Source organism: Nakamurella alba (genome assembly GCF_009707545.1).
In the GTDB taxonomy this organism is placed as follows: Bacteria; Actinomycetota; Actinomycetes; order Mycobacteriales; family Nakamurellaceae; genus Nakamurella; species Nakamurella alba.
Genome location: NZ_WLYK01000002.1, coordinates 77,611 through 96,283, shown reverse-complemented (window position 1 = coordinate 96,283; position 18,673 = coordinate 77,611). Strand labels below are relative to the sequence as shown.

Below are 18,673 nucleotides of genomic sequence, written 5' to 3'. Positions count from 1 at the left end.
TAGGCTCAGTGCGATTGCGAAGCCGCACCTGTCAACCGCGGTGCGGCCCGGCAGTGGTGTCGATCGCAACGGCATCGCACCACCGCGAACATCACAGCGACGTTCCGGCATCCGAAGACGTTGACGTTCCGAAGCACCACGGGACACCGACGCGGTGCCGGATCACCGGGGGCATCGATCGCCGGCAGTACCGAGAAGCAGTACCGACAGTCAACGGCGGGAAGATCCGCGAGAAGGCCGTCCCGACAAGGGATCCGGACAGAAGGAGCAGAGGCGTGCTGGACGCACCGGGCAGGGTCGACCTGTCGCAGATCGTCAAGGCCTACGACGTGCGCGGTCTGGTCGGCAGCCAGCTGACCGTCGACGCCGCCCGTGCCCTCGGCGGCGCATTCGCGACGTTGGTCGCCGGCGAGGCGAAGGTCGTCGTGGTGGCGCACGACATGCGCGACTCCTCGCCCGAGCTCTCGGCTGCGTTCGCCGACGGTGCCACCGCTGCCGGACTCGACGTGGTGATGGCCGGGCTCGGTTCCACCGACCTGCTGTACTTCGCGTCCGGCGTGCTCGAGCTGCCCGGTGCGATGTTCACCGCCTCGCACAACCCGGCCCGCTACAACGGGATCAAGATGTGCCTGGCCGGAGCCGTGCCGCTGAGCCTGGACTCGGGGCTCGCGCAGATCCGCGACGGCGCCCAGGCGGTGCTCGACGGGGCCCCGGCCCCCGAGGCGGACGTGCCCGGCACCGTGTCCGAGCGCAACCTGCTCGGCGACTACGCCGCCTATCTCCGCTCCCTCGTCGATCTGTCCGGGATCCGGCCGCTCCGCGTGGTCGTCGATGCCGGCAACGGGATGGCCGGGTACACCGTGCCGGCCGTCTTCGACGGTCTGCCGCTGCAGGTCGACGAGCTGTACTTCGAGCTCGACGGCAGCTTCCCCAACCACGAGGCGAACCCGCTGGAGCCGGCCAACCTGGTCGACCTGCAGGCCGAGGTGCGCCGCACCGGCGCCGACATCGGCCTGGCCTTCGACGGCGACGCCGACCGCTGCTTCGTGATCGACGAGCGCGGTGAGGCGGTCTCGCCGAGTGCGATCACCGCGCTGGTGGCGAGCCGGGAGCTGGCGAAGGCCCCCGGCGCCACCATCCTGTACAACCTGATCACGTCCCGGGCGGTCCCCGAGCTGGTCACCGCGCTCGGCGGCAACCCGGTCCGGACCCGTGTCGGCCACTCCTTCATCAAGGCCGAGATGGCCCGCACCGGAGCGGTTTTCGGTGGTGAGCACTCCGCGCACTACTACTTCGAGGACTTCTTCCGCGCCGACACCGGCATGCTCGCCGCGCTGCACGTGCTGGCGGCGCTGGGTGGCCAGCAGGGTCCGCTGTCCGGGCTGGTGGCCGAGTACGCCCGGTACGCGGCCTCCGGCGAGATCAACTCGGAGGTGGCCGACGTGCCGGGCCGGGTGGCCGCGGTACGGGAGTGGGCTGCCGCGCACGACGCAGATGTCGACGACATGGACGGCGTCACGGTGAGCCTGCCGGACGGCAACTGGTTCAACGTCCGCGCCAGCAACACCGAGCCGCTGCTCCGGCTCAACGTCGAGGCCGCGGACGCCGCGCAGATGGCGCAGCTGCGCGACGAGATCCTGGCCCTCATCCGGTCCTGACCCGGCCCGGAACGCTGTTTCCCGGTGGCATCCCCGACGCGCACGACGCCCGGGGAATGCCAGACTGGACGCGGAACCGGTGGTGCACGATCGAGCGGCCGACCGTCGGGCAGGTGCCCGGTCGTGTCGCCGCGCCGGTCGGACACGTGCCCGATCGGGCAGCTCCACCCGGTTCCGTACACGGAAGAGGTGGTTGTCTTATGGCCCTGCAGCTGGATCCGGTGCTGCTGTCGGTGCTCGCCTGCCCGGCGGAGCATCATGCCCCGCTGGTCGAGGGCTCCCCGGACGACCCGGACGCGCAGGCGCTGACCTGCACCGAGTGCGGCCGGATCTTCCCGGTCCGGGACGGCATCCCGGTGCTGCTGCTCGAGGACGCGATCACACCCGACCGGGGCGCGTCGTGAGCGGTCCCGGGCTCTCCGCCCTGCGCGACCCGGAGGCCCTGCAGCAGGCCGACCACGGCCGGCTGCTCGCCGCCCTGGGCTACGCCGGTGCGCAGGTCCGGGTCGTCTCGGGCCAGCGGGACCGGCTGCCCACCGTCGACCGGCCGCGTTCCCTGGTGGTGATCGGCCCGTCCGCCCCGATCGACGTGGCGCTGCTGTCCGCGGTGCTCGGCCCGGCGCCCGCGCCGGTCGTCGCGGCCGCCGACCTGCCGGCCTGGGTGGGCGCCCTGGACGTCGTGGTGGTGCTCGCCGGGTCGGTGGACGACGCCCGCAGTGCGGCGGCCGGCGCCGTCGCGCTGCGTCGTGGCGCGACGACGGTGGTCCGCGCCGCCGCCGAGGGCCCGGTCGCGGACGCCACCCGGCCCGCCCTGCTGCCGTCCGAGCTCGCCCTGCCCGAACTCCTCGCCGCGCCGTCCCGGTGGGCGCTGCTCGCCGCGGTCGCCGCCGCGGCCGGTCTCGGCGCGCAGCCCGACCTGGACGCCCTGGCCGACCTGCTGGACGCCGGGGCCCCGGCCCTGCATCCCTCCGCCGAGTCCTTCCTCAACCCGGCCGCCAATCTCGCCGAGCACCTCGGTGGCGGGACGCCGTTGCTGGTCGGCGCCGACGCCGCGGCCGATGCCCTGCTGGCGCACGGCGCGGCGGTGCTGACCGGCCTGGCCGGGATCGTCGGCGGGGTGCTGCCCTCCGCGCGCGCGGTCGGCCGGCCCCCGGTACTCGCCCGGATCGGGTCGGAGCGCGACATCTTCGCCGACCCGTTCGACGACGACGCGGCGCAGCGGGTGCAGCCGGTGCTGGTGTCCACCGCCGATCCGACCGGTCCGGACCGGGCCGCGGCGGCGCTCGTCTCCGGACTGCGCCGGGCCGTCCCGTCGGCCTACCACCTCGACGGCTGGGCGACGGCCCAGGCGGTGCCGGACGGTACGGTGCTCCCACCGGCCGGTCAGGGATTCGCGGAAGCAGCCCCGCCCCGCACCGCCGGACCGGAGGATCCGTGGGCCCGGGTGTTCACCGCCGGACGCGTGCTGGACGCGACCGCGGCCTACCTGGCCGTCGCCACGGGAGCGCCCTGGCCCGACGACCACCCGGCGGGCCTCGGCCGGTCCGCCGGCACCCGCTGGGACCTGCGCCCGGTACCCGCGCCCGCCGACCCGGACGGGAGCACGAGAGAGAGCGACCAGACGTGGATGTGATGTCCAACCGGATCCGCCCGTACGCGTGGGGATCCCGGACGGCGATCGCCGAGCTGCTCGGGGCACCGAGCCCGGCGCCGCATCCGCAGGCGGAGCTCTGGATGGGCGCCCACCCCGGCGATCCGTCCGCGTTGCTGCGCTCCGAGCAGATCACCCTGCTGGCCGCGATCGAGGCGGACCCGGTGGGGGAGTTGGGGTCCCGGGTCGCCGAGCGGTTCGGGCAGCTGCCTTTCCTGCTCAAGGTGCTGGCGGCGGCGGAACCGCTCTCGTTGCAGGCGCACCCCTCGATCGCGCAGGCCCGGCTCGGCTACGACGCCGAGGAGAAGGCGCAGGTGCCGCTGTCCTCCTCGCACCGCAACTACCGCGACCGCAACCACAAGCCCGAGCTGATCTGCGCGCTCACCGAGTTCCACGCGCTCTGCGGGTTCCGTGACCCCGCGGTCACCGTCGAGTTGCTCGCCGAGCTCGGTGTGCCGCAGCTCGACCATTACCTGTCCCTGTTGTCCGGCCAGCCGGACAGCGACGGGGTGCGGGCGCTGTTCTCCTCGATCCTGACCATCCCGTCCTCGCTGATGGAACCGATGCTGGGCGCGGTGCTCTCGGCCTGCGTCGCGCGGGTGCAGCAGGGCAGCACGTTCGCCGACGAGTACCGCACCGCGCTGGAGCTGGGCGAGCGCTACCCCGGCGACCCGGGGGTGCTGGCCTCGCTGCTGCTCAACCGGGTGGTGCTGGCCCCGGGGCAGGCACTGTTCCTGTCCGCCGGGAACCTGCACGCCTACCTGTCCGGTGTCGGTGTCGAGCTGATGGCCAACTCCGACAACGTGCTGCGCGGCGGCCTCACCCCCAAGCACGTCGACGTGCCGGAACTAATGAAGGTGCTGGACTTCTCGGCCGGCCCGGTGGAGATCCTGGGTGGCGAGTCGGCCGGCGCCGAGGTCGTGTACCCGACGCCGGTCCCCGAGTTCCGGCTGTCCCGGATCACCGTCGACGGAGCCCCCGTCCCGGTACGGCACGACGGCCCGCAGATGGTGCTGGTGGTCGACGGCGCCGTCACCCTGGCCTCCGGGGGCAGCACCCTCGACGTCCCCAAGGGGCAGTCGGTGTGGGTGCCGGCGCGTGACCACGACGTGGTGCTCGGCGGCCACGGCACCGTGTACCGGGCCACCGACGGGCTCTGACCGGCGGGTTCCCGCACCGGGTTCCCGCACCGGGTTCCCGCACCGGTGGTGCCGGCTCCGAGTGCCGACCTCGAGTGCCGTTGCCCGGCGGCGGCTCCCGGACCGGCGGGCGCCGGCGATCGTCCGGTCGGCCCGGACCCTGCCCGGGTCCGCTTGAACCCTGCCCCGGCCGGGAACTCCGACCACCGCGACGGCGCCGACCGGTGCCGTGCTGCACAGTTCCGGCCGGAGGGAGACCGTCGTGGGCAGGGGTGTCTGGCGCACCAAGACCGTCGAGCAGTCCATCCAGGACACCGACGAACCGGGGCACAAGCTCAAGCGGTCGCTGGGTGCCTGGGATCTCACCGTCTTCGGCGTCGCCGTCGTCATCGGCGCGGGCATCTTCACGCTGACCGCCCGGGTCGCTGCCACCACCGCCGGGCCGTCGGTGTCCCTCGGTTTCGTCATCGCCGCGATCGCCTGCGGCCTGGCGGCCGTCTGCTACGCCGAGTTCGCCTCCACCGTCCCGGTGGCCGGGTCCGCCTACACCTTCTCCTACGCCACCCTCGGCGAGCTGATCGCCTGGATCATCGGCTGGGACCTGGTGCTGGAGCTCGCCCTGGGCGCGTCGGTGGTGGCCAAGGGCTGGTCGCTCTACCTGTCGGACCTGTTCGCCGAGTTCGGCGGGTCGTTGACCACCACCGTCGACATCGGGTTCGACCTCGACTGGGGCGCGATGCTCATCGTCCTGGTGATCACCGGCCTGCTGACCACCGGCGCGAAGGTCTCGGCCCGGGCGAACGCGATCATCACCGCGATCAAGGTCGCCGTGGTGCTGCTGGTGATCGTGGTCGGCTTCTTCTACTTCAAGGCCGACAACCTGTCGCCGTTCATCCCGCCGGCCGTCCCCGCGGACGGCGGTGCCGACGGCGGGACCGCCGCCGGCACCCTGGAACAGCCGTTGCTGCAGCTGATCACCGGTGGCGCGCCGTCCAGCTTCGGCGTGTTCGGTGTGCTGTCGGCGGCATCCCTGGTGTTCTTCGCCTTCATCGGGTTCGACGTCGTCGCCACCGCCGCGGAGGAGACCCGCAACCCCGGCAAGGACGTCCCGCGCGGCATCCTCGGCTCGCTGGTGATCGTCACCGTGCTGTACGTGCTGGTCACCGTGGTGCTGACCGGGATGGTCAGCTACACCGAGCTGCCCGGCGACGACGCCACCCTGTCCAGTGCCTTCTCCCTGGTCGGGAACGGTTGGGCGGCAAAGGTGATCGCGATCGGGGCGCTGGCCGGCCTGACCACCGTGGTGCTGGTGCTGATGCTCGGCCAGAGCCGCATCATCTTCGCGATGAGCCGGGACGGGTTGCTGCCCAGGGGGATCGGGTCGGTCAGTCCGAGAAGTGGTGTGCCGGTGCGGATCACGGTCGGTGTCGGGGTGGTCGTCGCGATCATCGCCGGGGTCTCGGACATCGGGGTGCTGGAGGAGATGGTCAACGTGGGCACCCTCTTCGCCTTCGTGCTCGTGTCCATCGGCGTGATCGTGCTCCGCCGTACCCGGCCCGACCTGCCGCGCAGCTTCAAGGTGCCGCTGATGCCGGTCATCCCGATCCTGGCGGTGATCGCCTGCCTCTGGCTGATGATCAACCTGACCGCCATCACCTGGATCCGGTTCCTGATCTGGATGGCCATCGGCGTCATCGTCTACTTCCTGTACGGCCGACGGCACTCCAGGCTCGGCAAGCAGGGTGGCTCCGTCCTCGCCGGCCAGGAGCTCGACGCGAACCTGGCTGCGCAGCGCGACCTCGATCCGGGATTCGGCGACCGGCGCGAACGGGACTGACCGCCTATCGTGGCTGGGCCCGGGCGAACCCGGGACGCACCGGGGCGTCCCGGGCCGAACGAGAGGACGGGCGTGTTCGATTCACTGTTGGTGGCCAACCGCGGGGAGATCGCCCGGCGGGTGATCCGCACGGCGAAGGCGATGGGACTGCGCACGATCGCCGTGCACTCCGACGTCGATGCCGACCTGCCGTTCGTCACCGAGGCGGACGAGGCCGTGCTGATCGGCCCGGCGAACCCGGCCGAGAGCTACCGCAACGTCGACGCCGTGCTGGCCGCCGCCCGCGAGACCGGTGCCGCCGCAGTGCATCCCGGGTACGGCTTTCTCTCCGAGAACACCGACTTCGCCCGCCGGGTGGTGGAGGCCGGGCTGGTCTGGGTGGGCCCGTCGCCGGAGGCGATCACCGCGATGGGCGACAAGATCGCCGCCCGCAACCTGATGTCCGCGGCCGGGGTCCCCGTCGCGCCGGGTACCGAGGACCCGGTGACCAGCGCGGAGGCGGCGTCCGCGGCTGCGGCGGAGTTCGGCTACCCGGTGATCATCAAGGCCTCCGCCGGCGGCGGCGGGATGGGCATGGCGGTGGTCACCGACCCGGGGCAGATGGCCGTCGAGTACGAGAAGGTCACCGGGTTCGCCGGTCGGCTGTTCGGTGACCCGTCGGTGTTCGTCGAGCGCTACTACCCGCGGGTCCGGCACGTCGAGGTGCAGATCCTGGGGCTGGCGGACGGCACCGTGCTGGCGCTGGGGGAGCGGGACTGCTCGGTGCAGCGGCGCAACCAGAAGGTCGCCGAGGAGACCCCGTCGCCGGCCCTGGACGCCCCGATGCGCGAGCGGATGCTGGCCGCCGCGCGGCTGGCCGGCGAGGCGGTCTCCTACCAGGGAGCCGGAACCGTCGAGTTCCTGTTCAGCCCTGCCGACGGCGACCGGCCCGCGGAGTTCTTCTTTCTCGAGATGAACACCCGGCTGCAGGTCGAGCACCCGATCACCGAGGAGGTGCTCGGCATCGACCTGGTCGAGGCCCAGCTGCGGGTCGCCGCCGGTGAGGACCCTGGCTTCGATCCGGCGGCGCTGCAGGTGACCGGGCACGCGATCGAACTGCGGATCAACGCCGAGGACCCGAAGCGGTTCCTGCCCGGCCCGGGCGCGATCCGGGAGTGGGTGGAACCGTCCGGCCCCGGCGTCCGGGTGGACGCCGGCTACGCCGCCGGCACCACGGTCACCCCCGCGTACGACTCGCTGATGGCCAAACTCGTGGTGCACGGCGCCGATCGGGCGCAGGCACTGGAGCGGGCGCGCGCCGCCGTGGCCGGGTTCACCGTCGTCGGCCCGAAGTCCAACCTGCCGTTCCACGCCGAGCTGCTCGATCACCCGGAGTTCGTCTCGGGGGAGTACGACACCGGGATCGTCGGCCGGATGCGTGGCTGACCGGTCCCCCGGGTCCGGGTTCCGGTCGCCGCCGGATACGGCGGTGACCGGACCGCCCGGCCGTGACGAGGCCGTGACACCGTCACCGTCGCCGCCGTGCCGGGGGACCGGTGGAACACGCTCGCCGGACCTGTTTGTGCATGGCAGACGGTGTGGGTAGGTTCGGTGCGGCCCGCAGCGAGGTACCGGACCGAGCTCCCCCGGGAGTACGGTCGCAGCCCGTCCTGCGTCCCGCACCGACCCCCGCGGGCCGGCTCCCGCTCCGCTCCGGCACCCCGCCGGCGCCGGAGGAGATTCGACCGAAGTACCGAACAACAGAAGTGAGGATCACGTGGCTCTGCCCCAGTTGACCGACGAGCAGCGCGCCGCAGCCCTGGAGAAGGCCGCCGCGGCCCGCCGGGTCCGCGCCGAGCTGAAGGAGCGCCTCAAGCGCGGCGGCACCACCCTCGCGCAGGTGCTCACCGACGCCGAGAGCGACGAGGCCCTGGCCAAGCTGAAGGTGTCCGCCCTGCTCGAGTCCCTGCCGGGTGTCGGCAAGGTCCGTGCGGCCGCCCTGATGGAGCAGTTCGAGATCGCCCCGAGCCGCCGCGTGCGTGGTCTCGGCGAGCGTCAGCGCCAGGCCCTGCTGACCGAGTTCGGCGACTGACACTCAGCTGGTGCACGAACCCCGAGCCGGTCACGTCGGATGACGGACGTCCCACCCGGTGCCGACGGCACCGCCCAGGAGTCCGTCCGGCGTGGCCGGCTCTTCGTGCTCTCCGGCCCGTCCGGGGTCGGCAAGAGCACCGTGCTCGGCCATCTGCGGGCCGCGCTACCGGAGCTCTGGTACTCGGTCTCGGCGACCACCCGCGGACCACGGCCGGGCGAGGAGCACGGCGTCCAGTACTTCTTCGTCGACGGCGAGGAGTTCACCGGGCTGGTCGAGGACGGCCGGATGCTCGAGTGGGCCGAGTTCGCCGGGAACCGGTACGGCACCCCGCGGGACGCGGTCGAGCAGCGGCTGGCCGCCGGCCAGGACGTGCTGCTGGAGATCGACGTCCAGGGCGCCCGGCAGGTGCGGTCCTCGGCGCTCGGCGGCGAGGCGGTGCTGGTCTTCCTGGCCCCGCCGTCGTTCGACGAACTGGCCCGCCGGCTGATCGGCCGCGGCACCGAGCCGGAGCCGGTGATCGCCGCCCGGCTGGCCGCCGCCCGTGACGAACTGGCCGCCGAGACCGAGTTCGACCACACCGTCGTCAACACGGACATCGGGGCCGCCACCGATGGCTTGGTAGGATTGATGGTCGGCCCGCGTCCGGGCAGCATCACCAGCACGGCCTGAACCGCTCGACCGTTCCTCCGGACATCGGTGGGACGACGAACGCGATCCGGCGAGAAACCACCAGCGCTCCACCCTCGCGGGCGGGGCAGCGATCCGAGGAGTCCAGTGTCCCAGGCAGTCCCGACCTCCGGTGCCACCCCGAGCCCGTCGCAGATGGCGACCCTGGGCATCACCTACCCGCCGATCGACGAGCTGCTCTCCCGCACCAGCTCGAAGTACGGCCTGTCGATCTACGCGGCGAAGCGCGCCCGGCAGATCAACGACTACTACGCACAGCTCGGCGAGGGCCTGCTGGAGTACGTGGGCCCGCTCGTCGAGCCGCTGCCCAAGGAGAAGCCGCTGTCGATCGCGCTGCGCGAGATCAACGCCGGCATGCTCGAGCACACCGAAGGCGAGTGACCCGAGGGTCCTGCTGTGGCTGAACCCGCGGCCGCTCCCGTGACCCGGGATGTCGGCGCTCCGCGCGTCGTCGTCGGGGTGGGGGGCGGCATCGCTGCCTACAAGGCCGCCGAGCTGATCCGGCGGCTGCGCTCCGGTGGCGCCGAGGTGACCGTCGTGCCGACCCCGGCCGCGCTGGAGTTCGTCGGCGCCGCGACCTTCGAGGCACTGTCCGGGCGACCGGTGGCCACCGACGTGTGGACCGAGATCCCGGCGGTGCAGCACGTGCACACCGGGCAGCACACCGACCTGGTGGTCATCGCCCCGGCGACCGCCGACCTGATGGCCCGGGCCGCCACCGGCCGGGCCGACGACCTGCTCACCGCGACCTTGCTGGTCACCCGGGCTCCGGTGCTGATGGCCCCGGCCATGCACACCGAGATGTGGACCCACCCGGCCACCGTCGACAACGTGGCGACCTTGCGCCGGCGCGGCACCGTGGTGCTGGACCCGGCGGTCGGCCGGCTTACCGGCGCCGACTCCGGCCCCGGCCGGCTGCCCGATCCCGAGCACATCGCCGCGCTGGCGGAGCTGCTGCTGCAACGGCCGGACGCCCTGCCGCAGGACCTGGCCGGCCGCCGGGTGCTGATCACTGCCGGGGGCACCCGCGAGCCGTTGGACCCGGTCCGCTACCTGGGTAATCGGTCGTCCGGGAAGCAGGGTTTCGCACTGGCCCTGGTGGCCGCGGCCCGTGGCGCGGCCGTCACCCTGGTCGCCGCGAACACCTCGCTGCCGACACCGCCGGCCGTGGACGTCGTGCCGGTCGGCGACGCCCGCGAACTGCAGGCGGCCGTGCAGTTCCACCTGCCGGGGTCGGACGTGGTCGTGATGGCCGCCGCGGTCGCCGACTTCCGGCCGGTCGACGTGCGCGGCGACAAGATCAAGAAGACCCCGGGCACCACCCCGGACCCGATCGCGCTCACCACCAACCCGGACATCCTGGCCGGCCTCGTCCGGGACCGGGCCGGCGCGCGGAACCCGGTGATCGTCGGGTTCGCCGCGGAGACCGGGGACGCCGACGGCACCGTGCTCGAGCACGGCCGGGCCAAGCTCGCCCGCAAGGGCTGCGACCTGCTGGTCGTCAACCCGGTCGACGCCGGCCGCGCCTTCGGCACCGAGGACAACGAGGCCGTGCTGCTGGGTGCCGACGGCTCGGCCGTCGAGGTGGCACTGACCGGCAAGCACGCCCTCGCCGCCCGGATCTGGGACGCCGTCACCCCGCTCTTGCCTTGATCGGTCCTGTTCCGGGCCCGCTCCCACCCGCGCGCCCGGTTTGGGTGCGAGGTCACGGACCGATAAAGTCGTGCGTCGGGACCGGCTCCGATCAGCGGCCGGACCTGCGGGTGATCACCAGCTGATCCACCCGGGCACCACCCGCAACACACCCAGAGCCGCGCCGGGCCTGCACCCGGCCGAACGCCTACAGGAGCACGCCGACGTGACGTCTCGCCTCTTCACCTCCGAGTCCGTGACCGAGGGGCACCCCGACAAGATCTGTGACGCGATCAGCGACTCGATCCTCGACGAGCTGCTGCGCCAGGACCCGTCCAGCCGGGTCGCGGTCGAGACCCTGGTCACCACCGGTCAGGTGCACGTCGCGGGCGAGGTCACCACCTCCGCCTACGCCGACATCCCGAAGATCGTCCGCGAGAAGGTCCTGGAGATCGGCTACGACTCCTCGGCCAAGGGCTTCGACGGTGCCTCCTGCGGTGTCAACGTCGCGATCGGTGCGCAGTCGCCGGACATCGCCCAGGGCGTCGACGTCGGCTACGAGACCCGGACCGGCGAGTCGGCCGCGGATGCCGCCGAGGACGCCGTGGCCTCCCAGGGCGCCGGCGACCAGGGCCTGATGTTCGGCTACGCCTGCTCGGACACCCCGGAGCTGATGCCGCTGCCGATCGCGCTGGCGCACCGGCTCTCCCGCAAGCTGACCGAGGTCCGCAAGAGCGGCGCGGTGCCCTACCTGCGCCCCGACGGCAAGACCCAGGTCACCATCGAGTACGTCGGCGACAAGGCCGTCCGGCTGGACACCGTGGTGCTGTCCAGCCAGCACGCCGAGGACGTCGACCTGGTCAACCTGCTGACCGTGGACATCCGCGAGCAGGTCGTGGAGCCGGAGATCGCCGGCCTGGACATCATCACCGACGGCTACAAGCTGCTGGTCAACCCGACCGGGCGCTTCGTCATCGGTGGTCCGATGGGCGACGCCGGCCTGACCGGCCGCAAGATCATCGTCGACACCTACGGCGGCATGGCCCGCCACGGCGGCGGCGCCTTCTCCGGCAAGGACCCGTCCAAGGTCGATCGCTCCGCCGCCTACGCGATGCGGTGGGTCGCCAAGAACGCGGTGGCCGCCGGCCTGGCCGAGCGCATCGAGGTGCAGGTCGCCTACGCGATCGGCCACGTCGCCCCGGTCGGCCTGTTCGTCGAGACCTTCGGCACCGAGCAGATCGACCCGGACAAGATCTCCGACGCCATCAAGCAGGTCTTCGACCTGCGGCCGGGCGCGATCATCCGCGACCTGGACCTCAAGCGCCCGATCTACGCCCCGACCGCCGCGTACGGCCACTTCGGCCGCACCGACATCGAGCTCCCGTGGGAGAAGCTGGACCGCGTCGACGGACTGAAGGCCGTCCTCGGTCTCTGACCCGCCCTGCTGCACACCGGCTCCAGGCACAGCGCCCGGCCCCGCACCCGCGGGACCGGGCGCTGCTGCGTCTCCACCCGCCCCCAGCCCCCGCCCGCGCGAGGATCAAGATCGACGACGCGTGGAAAAGTGTTGACTCCCATCACATCAGTCCCAAACACGACAACTTCGCACGCGTCGAGGACCTGGGTCCTCGCGGGTCGGTGGGGGAGTTGTGCACAGCCGGACCAGGAGGATTCCGGGGCTGACGGCGCTGTCTGGTATCCACGACGTCATGGGTCCTTCCGTGTCGGCGCACGCAGCCGCGCTGCCGGGACTCGAGACTCCCGAACCTGTGGCCCCGCCCGCGCGGGAGCAGGACCGGCGGGCCGCCCGCACATCACCCCGCAGGTCGACGTCCACCGCCGGCGCCTCCCCGGTGAGCACGGAGTTGCCCGTCGCCGTGGTCGCGGTCGACGTCTCACTGCCGCACCTGGACCGGCTGTTCGACTACCTGGTCCCGGAGAACCTGTCGGCCGAGGCGCAGCCCGGGGTCCGGGTGCGCGTCCGTTTCGCCGGTCGGCTGATCGACGGATTCGTGTTGGCGCGCAAGGAGTCCACCGAGCACACCGGCAAGCTCGGCCTGCTGCAGAAGGTGGTCTCCGCCGAACCTGCGCTGGCGCCCGAGATCGCCGTGCTGGCCCGCACCGTCGCCGACCGCTACGCCGGCACCCTGGCGGACGTGATCCGGCTCGCTGTCCCGCCGCGGCATGCCAGGGGCGAGAAGAGCGCGCTGGGCGCCTCGGAGCGGGCAGCGGCCGACAGCACCGGTGCGGACCGCAGCACCGGTGCCGACGGGAGCCCTGGTCCCGACGACAGCATCGGTTCCGACGACAGCACCGGTCCGGACCGCCGTACTGGTGCCGACGACAGCACCGGTGCCGACGGGAACGCCGGACCGGACAAGCGTGAAGGTGGCGACGAGGGCGGCACCTCCGACACCGGCAGCACTCCTGACGGAGGAGCGGCCGCCGATGAGGCCGCGGTCACGGACGACGAGGGCGCTGCCACCGGCGGAGGGTCCACCACGCACAGCGCCCCCGCCCAGGACGAAGTTGCTGACGATCCGGTCGCCACTGCCGAACCGGACAGGGTTCCCGACGGACCGATTCAGCGGGAGCAGACGCCGGGCTGGGACCGATACCCGGCAGGACCGGCATTCCTGACGGCGCTGCGCACCGGCCGGACGGCGCGGGCCGTGTGGCAGATGCTGCCGGGGGAGGACTGGCCGACCCGGCTCGCCGAAGCCGCCGCCGCGGCGCTCGCAGCCGGTCGTGGCACGGTGCTGGTGCTGCCCGATGTCGGCGAGCTGGCCCGGGTGGATGCGGCGCTGACCGCGGTGCTGCCCGCGCGTTCCCATGTCACCCTCACTGCCGACCTGGGCCCGGAGACCCGCTACCGGCGCTTCGTGCAGATCCGCCGCGGCGAGGTGAAGGTCGTGGCGGGCACCCGGGCCGCGGCCTTCGCGCCGGTGGCCGACCTCGGGTTGGCGGTGATCATCGACGACGGCGACGACCACCACGCCGAGCCGCGGGCGCCGTACCCGCACGCGCGCGAGGTGCTGATGCTGCGCTCCGCGCAGACCGGGAGTGCTTTGCTGGTCGGCGGTTTCGCCCGCACCGCTGAAGCAGCCCTGCTGGTGGAGAGTGGCTGGGCGCGGGAGATCGTCGCCGACCGGGCCACTGTCCGGACCCGGGCGCCGCGGATCGAGGCGGCCGGCGACGAGTTCGCCCGCGGCGCCGACTCGGCCGCTGCCCGCGCCCGCATCTCGCCCGCTGCGTTCCAGGCGGCCCGCACCGCGCTGGAGTCCGGTGCGCCGGTCCTGGTCCAGGTACCCCGCCGCGGCTACCTGCCGTCGCTCGGCTGCGCCCGGTGCCGTCGCCCGGCGCGTTGCCGGCACTGCCACGGTCCGCTCGCCCTGCGGGGCCCGGACCAACCGCCCGCCTGCCGCTGGTGCGGCATCGCCGAGGCCCACTTCGTCTGCGGCGCCTGTGGTTCCACCGCGCTGCGCTCGACGGTGGTCGGCACCCGACGGACCGCGGAGGAACTGGGCCGGGCCTTCCCGAACGTGCCCGCGCTGACCTCGGCCGGCGACACCATCCGCAGCGACGTCCCGGCCTCGCCGCAGTTGGTGGTTGCCACACCAGGCGCGGAACCTGTCGCTGACGGCGGGTACGGGGCCGCGCTGCTGCTGGACGGCTCGACGTTGCTGATCCGTCCCGACCTGCGCGCCGCCGAGGAGGCGCTGCGCCGGTGGATGATCGCCGCCGCACTGGTCCGCCCCGCGCGGGACGGTGGCCGGGTGGTCGTCGGCGCCGACAGTTCGTTGCCGACCGTGCAGGCGCTGATCCGCTGGGACCCGGCCGGTCATGCCGCGGCCGAGCTCGCCGCCCGTCGCGAACTCGGGTTCCCGCCCGCGGCGGCGATGGCCGCGCTGGAGGGTGAGGACGCCGCCGTGGCCGAGGCGCTCACCGAGCTGCGGCTGCCGGACACCGCCGAGGTGCTCGGTCCGGTGCCCGTCGAGGACCTGCCCTCCGCCGTCGGCGGCGGGATGCCCGGCCCGGAATCGGCCGGTCGTGTCCGCGCGCTGATCCGCTCACCCCAGCGCGACCGCAAAGCCGTCGCCGCCGACCTCACCCGACTGACCGCCCTGCGCTCCGCCCGCAAGGGCACCGCCACCGTCCGCGTCCAGATCGACCCCGACGCCCTCTTCTGAACACGGCGAGCCGGGGCTCGCGGGTCTTCGGCCCTTAGAGGGATCCCGCGTTCTGCGCTTCTCGCCTCTGCTCGTGCCTCGCGACGGCTGCGATGCTCAACCGCACGATCCCGGACCTCAGACCGGACATGGCGGCCTGGCGGCCGCGGGTCTTCGGTCCTCAGAGGGATCCCGCGTTCTGCGCTTCTCGCCTTTGCTCGTGCCTCGCGACGGCTGCGATGCTCGACCGCACGATCCCGGACCTCAGACCGGACATGGCGGCCTGGCGGCCGCGGGTCTTCGGTCCTGGAAGGGATCCCGCGTTCTGCGCTTCTCGCCTCCGGACATGGCGAGCTGGCGCTCGCGGGTCGCTCGTCTGTGATGGGATCGCGCGTTCTGCGCTTCTCGCCCTTCGTTCGTGCCTCTCTCCGGCTGCGATGCTCGACCGCACGATCCCGACGAGCGACCGGACATGGCAGCCGGTCGACAAAGCCACATCTGGGACCGAAACCATCGGCCACCGAGGTAAACGGTCCCCTATTCACGGCCAGCCAGCGAGACACGGTGGGTCGCCAGGCCAACACGAAAGATGGTCGCCGATCCCCTACAAGACGGGCGACCCGCGAGCGCCAGCTCGCAGCGACCCGCGAGCGCCAGCTCGCAATGTTCAGCCCAGGCGCTCCTGCAGGCCCGCCTGCACGGCCGGCCATTCGTCCTTGAGGATCGAGTAGACGACCGTGTCGCGGAAAGTGCCGTCGGCGCGCTTCTTGTGGCGGCGCAGGACGCCCTCGCGGACGGCGCCCAGGCGCTCGATCGCCTCCTGCGAGCGGGTGTTCACGGCGTCGGTCTGGATCTTGACCCGGCCGAACCCGCAGTCGTCGAAGGCGTGGCCCAGCAGCAGCAGCTTGCACTCCGGGTTGACCTGCGAACCCCAGGCGGCCGGCGCGTACGCGGTCCAGCCGAGGTGCAGTCGCTCGTCCACCAGGAACAGGTCGAACAGGCTGCTGGTGCCGACGACGTCGCCGGCCGAGCCGGCGGCCGAGTCCTGCACCAGGCGCACCGTGTACGGCGTGCGGCCGGGCGTGGAGAGCGCGGCGCCCAGGCTCGCGGCCATCGCGTCGACCGAGCGCGGCCGGCCGGCGGGTCCGCCCGCGTAGTTGCCGGCGTAGACCCGCTCGTCGTCCAGGGCCCGGAAGAGCGGCCCGGCGTCGGAGAGCACCGCGCGGTCCAGGCGCACGAACCGTCCCACGAGCGGTCGTCCGTCGGGTGCCAGTGCGGTCATGGAGTACCTCCGGGTTCGGTGGGCGAGCAGTGCAGGGTCGGGCAGTGGTGTCGGGCAGGGTGCTGCCGGACCATGATGGCGTACGCCGACGGGCCGGCCCGCCCCCGCCCGGGACATAGACTGCTCCGGCACACCGTCAGGAGGCATCACACTGCGCATCGTCTTCGCCGGCACGCCCGCTGCCGCCGTTCCGTCCCTGCAGGCGCTGCTGTCCTCTCCGCACGAGGTCGCAGCGGTGATCAGCCGACCCGACGCGCCGACCGGACGGGGCCGCAAGTTGCTGCCCTCCCCGGTCGCCGCTCTCGCCGCGGAGGCCGGAGTCCCGCTGCTCCAACCGGTCTCGGTGCGCACCCCGGAGTTCCTGGCAGAGCTGCAGGCGCTGCGACCGGACGTCGCCGCCGTGGTCGCCTACGGGAAGATCCTGCCCCGGCCGGTGCTCGACGTCCCGACTCACGGCTGGGTCAACCTGCACTTCTCGCTGCTGCCGGCCTGGCGCGGTGCCGCCCCGGTCCAGGCGGCGGTGCGCGCCGGCGACGAGATCACCGGCGCCAGCACCTTCCTGCTGGAGGAGGGCATGGACACCGGACCCGTCTTCGGCACGATCACCGAGCAGGTCCGGCCCGACGACACCTCCGGTGCCCTGCTGCAGCGACTCTCCGTCTCCGGTGCCGCCCTGCTGGTGGCGACTATCGACGGCATCGCCGACGGCAGCCTGCACCCGGTCCCGCAACCGGCCGACGGTGTGTCGACGGCCGGCAAGATCGACCGCGACCAGGCCAGGATCGACTGGGCCGCACCGGCTCTCGCTGTCGATCGGCTGATCCGCTCGGTCACCCCGGAGCCCGGCGCCTGGACCGACTCGCCGTGGGGCCCGCTCCAACTCGGGCCGGTGACAGCCGTCCAGGAGGACGGGCTGCCGCGGCTGGCGGCCGGAGAACTGCTGGTGCAGCGCAACCGGCTGCTGGTCGGCACCGCCTCCGGTCCGGTCCGGCTCGGCGAGCTGAAGGCGCCGGGCAGCCGCCCGATGCCGGCGGCGGACTGGGCCCGCGGGCGCCGCCCGGAAAGCGGCACCCTGCTCGGCGCCACCACCGCAACCGTCGAGGAGGCCACCGGATGACCGGCCCCCGCCACCGCCCCGACCGCGGACCGAAGCACACCGGACGCAAGGGCCCGACCGGGCCGCCGCGCCGTCCGTCGACGACCCGCCCGCCGGAGGTGGACCCGTCCCGGCAGGTGGCACTCGACCTGCTCGCCGCCGTCCGCGAACGGTCCGCCTATGCCAACCTGACGCTGCCCGGACTGCTGGCCGAGGCCCGGCTCAGCGGCCGGGACGCGGCGCTGGCCACCGAGCTCGCCTACGGCAGCTGCCGGATGCTCGGCCAGCTGGACGCGGTGCTGCAGGCCTGCTCCGACCGGGAGCTCGCCGACCTGGACGGTCCGGTGCTGGACGCCCTGCGCCTCGGTGCTTACCAGCTGCTGCACACCAGGATCCCGTCGCACGCGGCAGTCTCGGTCACCGTCGACCTGGTGCGGGCCGGGAGCCGGCCCGGGGCAGCGGGTTTCACCAACGCCGTACTGCGCAAGGTGGGTGCCGCCGACCTTGCGGGCTGGGTCGAGCGGCTGGCTCCGGCCCGGGACGAGGACCTCATCGGATACCTGTCCCTGGCCACCGCGCACCCGCGCTGGATCACCACCGCACTGGCCGACTCCCTCGGCGACGCAAATGATCTCGAACCCGCGCTGGCCGCCGATGACAGGCCCGCCGGCGTGCACCTGGTGGCCCGGCCGGGCGGCATCGACCGCGACGAGCTGGCCGCGGAGGTGGACGGCACCCCGGCGCGCTGGTCGCCGTACGGGGTTTACCTCCCGCAGGGCGATCCCGGGCGCATCGAGGCGGTCCGGGACGGCCGGGCGGCGGTGCAGGACGAGGGGTCCCAGCTGATGGCGGTGGCCGCGGCGACCGCCCCGCTGGACGGCCGGGACGAGCGCTGGATGGACCTGGCGGCCGGTCCCGGTGGCAAGGCCGCCCTTCTCGGCGCCCTGCTGGCCGAGCGTGGTGGCGAGCTGGATGCGGTCGAGATCACGCCCCACCGTGCGGATCTCGTCCGGCGCACCGTGCGTGGCCTGCCGGTGCGGGTGCACACCGCCGACGGCCGCGACCCGGGACTGCCCGAGGGGGAGTACGACCGGGTGCTGCTGGACGCCCCGTGCACCGGGCTGGGGGCGCTCCGCCGTCGGCCGGAGGCCCGCTGGCGCCGCGACCGCGGCGACGTGGCCGGCCTGGTCCGGCTGCAGCGCGAACTGCTCGACTCCGCGGCCCGGATGGTGCGGCCCGGCGGGATCGTGGCGTATGTGACCTGCTCGCCGCACCTGTCCGAGACCGAGGGCGTGATCGGGCGCCGGCCAAGGGATCTCGAGCTGATCGACGCCCGCCCATTGCTGCCAGGGGTACCGCAGCTCGGCGACGGGCCGACGGTGCAGCTCTGGCCGCACCGGCACGGCACCGACGCGATGTTCCTGGCACTGCTGCGCCGCGCCTGAGCG

The 18,673-nt window shown here is 73.2% G+C and carries 15 protein-coding genes; 14 read left to right on the top strand and 1 reads right to left on the bottom strand.

What is annotated here, in order from left to right; translation table 11 throughout:
• The first annotated feature begins 275 nt into the window (after positions 1-275).
• The 12 genes from GIS00_RS09075 to GIS00_RS09020 all read left to right on the top strand — a co-directional run bounded on the left by GIS00_RS09075 (position 276) and on the right by GIS00_RS09020 (position 14,868).
• Entirely contained in the window at positions 276-1,658 is a 1,383-nt protein-coding gene (locus tag GIS00_RS09075; protein WP_322097754.1) for a phosphomannomutase/phosphoglucomutase, read from the top strand.
• A 200-nt stretch (positions 1,659-1,858) separates the two neighbouring features.
• A complete protein-coding gene (locus GIS00_RS09070; protein WP_154768126.1) occupies positions 1,859-2,062 on the top strand; it encodes a Trm112 family protein in 204 nt (67 codons plus the stop codon).
• Positions 2,059-3,291, top strand: a complete 1,233-nt coding sequence (locus GIS00_RS09065) for a hypothetical protein (RefSeq protein WP_154768125.1) — start codon at positions 2,059-2,061, stop codon at positions 3,289-3,291. Before GIS00_RS09070 ends, GIS00_RS09065 begins: the two co-directional genes overlap by 4 nt.
• Positions 3,282-4,469: a mannose-6-phosphate isomerase, class I gene (manA, locus tag GIS00_RS09060; protein ID WP_456094172.1), complete on the top strand. Its 1,188-nt coding sequence runs from the start codon at positions 3,282-3,284 to the stop codon at positions 4,467-4,469. The genes GIS00_RS09065 and manA overlap by 10 nt, the downstream gene beginning before the upstream one ends.
• 241 nt (positions 4,470-4,710) lie before the next feature.
• A complete protein-coding gene (locus GIS00_RS09055) occupies positions 4,711-6,285 on the top strand; it encodes an amino acid permease (protein ID WP_322097753.1) in 1,575 nt (524 codons plus the stop codon).
• 72 nt (positions 6,286-6,357) lie between these two features.
• Entirely contained in the window at positions 6,358-7,710 is a 1,353-nt protein-coding gene (locus GIS00_RS09050; protein ID WP_322097752.1) for an acetyl-CoA carboxylase biotin carboxylase subunit, read from the top strand.
• A gap of 331 nt (positions 7,711-8,041) precedes the next feature.
• Positions 8,042-8,356: an integration host factor, actinobacterial type gene (gene mihF / locus GIS00_RS09045; protein WP_322097751.1), complete on the top strand. Its 315-nt coding sequence runs from the start codon at positions 8,042-8,044 to the stop codon at positions 8,354-8,356.
• 39 nt (positions 8,357-8,395) lie between these two features.
• Positions 8,396-9,028 carry a guanylate kinase gene (gene gmk / locus GIS00_RS09040; RefSeq protein WP_154768123.1) on the top strand — a complete coding sequence of 211 codons (633 nt, stop codon included), beginning with the start codon at positions 8,396-8,398 and terminating at the stop codon, positions 9,026-9,028.
• A 153-nt stretch (positions 9,029-9,181) separates the two neighbouring features.
• Positions 9,182-9,427, top strand: a complete 246-nt coding sequence (gene rpoZ / locus GIS00_RS09035; protein WP_154768327.1) for a DNA-directed RNA polymerase subunit omega — start codon at positions 9,182-9,184, stop codon at positions 9,425-9,427.
• Positions 9,428-9,442: 15 nt separating this feature from the next.
• The gene (gene coaBC / locus GIS00_RS09030) at positions 9,443-10,699 is read left to right on the top strand and encodes a bifunctional phosphopantothenoylcysteine decarboxylase/phosphopantothenate--cysteine ligase CoaBC (RefSeq protein ID WP_322097750.1); all 1,257 of its coding nucleotides are present in this window, start codon (positions 9,443-9,445) and stop codon (positions 10,697-10,699) included.
• 205 nt (positions 10,700-10,904) lie between these two features.
• Positions 10,905-12,113: a methionine adenosyltransferase gene (metK, locus tag GIS00_RS09025; protein ID WP_322097749.1), complete on the top strand. Its 1,209-nt coding sequence runs from the start codon at positions 10,905-10,907 to the stop codon at positions 12,111-12,113.
• Positions 12,114-12,387: 274 nt separating this feature from the next.
• Positions 12,388-14,868, top strand: coding sequence for a primosomal protein N' (locus GIS00_RS09020; protein WP_196073196.1), 2,481 nt, complete (start codon positions 12,388-12,390; stop codon positions 14,866-14,868).
• A gap of 646 nt (positions 14,869-15,514) precedes the next feature.
• Here GIS00_RS09020 and GIS00_RS09015 read toward each other — a convergent pair.
• On the bottom strand, positions 15,515-16,129 hold the full coding sequence (locus tag GIS00_RS09015; protein ID WP_154768122.1) for a GNAT family N-acetyltransferase: 615 nt from the start codon (positions 16,127-16,129) through the stop codon (positions 15,515-15,517).
• 151 nt (positions 16,130-16,280) lie between these two features.
• On the opposite strand from GIS00_RS09015, the gene fmt reads away from it, so the two are divergent.
• Both fmt and GIS00_RS09005 read left to right on the top strand, forming a co-directional pair.
• A complete protein-coding gene (gene fmt, locus GIS00_RS09010) occupies positions 16,281-17,246 on the top strand; it encodes a methionyl-tRNA formyltransferase (RefSeq protein WP_154768121.1) in 966 nt (321 codons plus the stop codon).
• The gene (locus tag GIS00_RS09005) at positions 17,243-18,670 is read left to right on the top strand and encodes an RsmB/NOP family class I SAM-dependent RNA methyltransferase (RefSeq protein ID WP_154768120.1); all 1,428 of its coding nucleotides are present in this window, start codon (positions 17,243-17,245) and stop codon (positions 18,668-18,670) included. The genes fmt and GIS00_RS09005 overlap by 4 nt, the downstream gene beginning before the upstream one ends.
• Positions 18,671-18,673: the final 3 nt, after the last annotated feature.

What these genes read in the sequence shown, in the direction of transcription:
- GIS00_RS09020 (WP_196073196.1), top strand. Translation starts at nt 12,388, where the DNA reads ATGGGTCCTTCCGTGTCGGCGCACGCAGCCGCGCTGCCGGGACTCGAG.
- rpoZ (WP_154768327.1), top strand. Translation starts at nt 9,182, where the DNA reads ATGGCGACCCTGGGCATCACCTACCCGCCGATCGACGAGCTGCTCTCC.
- gmk (WP_154768123.1), top strand. Translation starts at nt 8,396, where the DNA reads ATGACGGACGTCCCACCCGGTGCCGACGGCACCGCCCAGGAGTCCGTC.
- GIS00_RS09015 (WP_154768122.1), bottom strand. Translation starts at nt 16,129, where the DNA reads ATGACCGCACTGGCACCCGACGGACGACCGCTCGTGGGACGGTTCGTG.
- GIS00_RS09005 (WP_154768120.1), top strand. Translation starts at nt 17,243, where the DNA reads ATGACCGGCCCCCGCCACCGCCCCGACCGCGGACCGAAGCACACCGGA.
- GIS00_RS09070 (WP_154768126.1), top strand. Translation starts at nt 1,859, where the DNA reads ATGGCCCTGCAGCTGGATCCGGTGCTGCTGTCGGTGCTCGCCTGCCCG.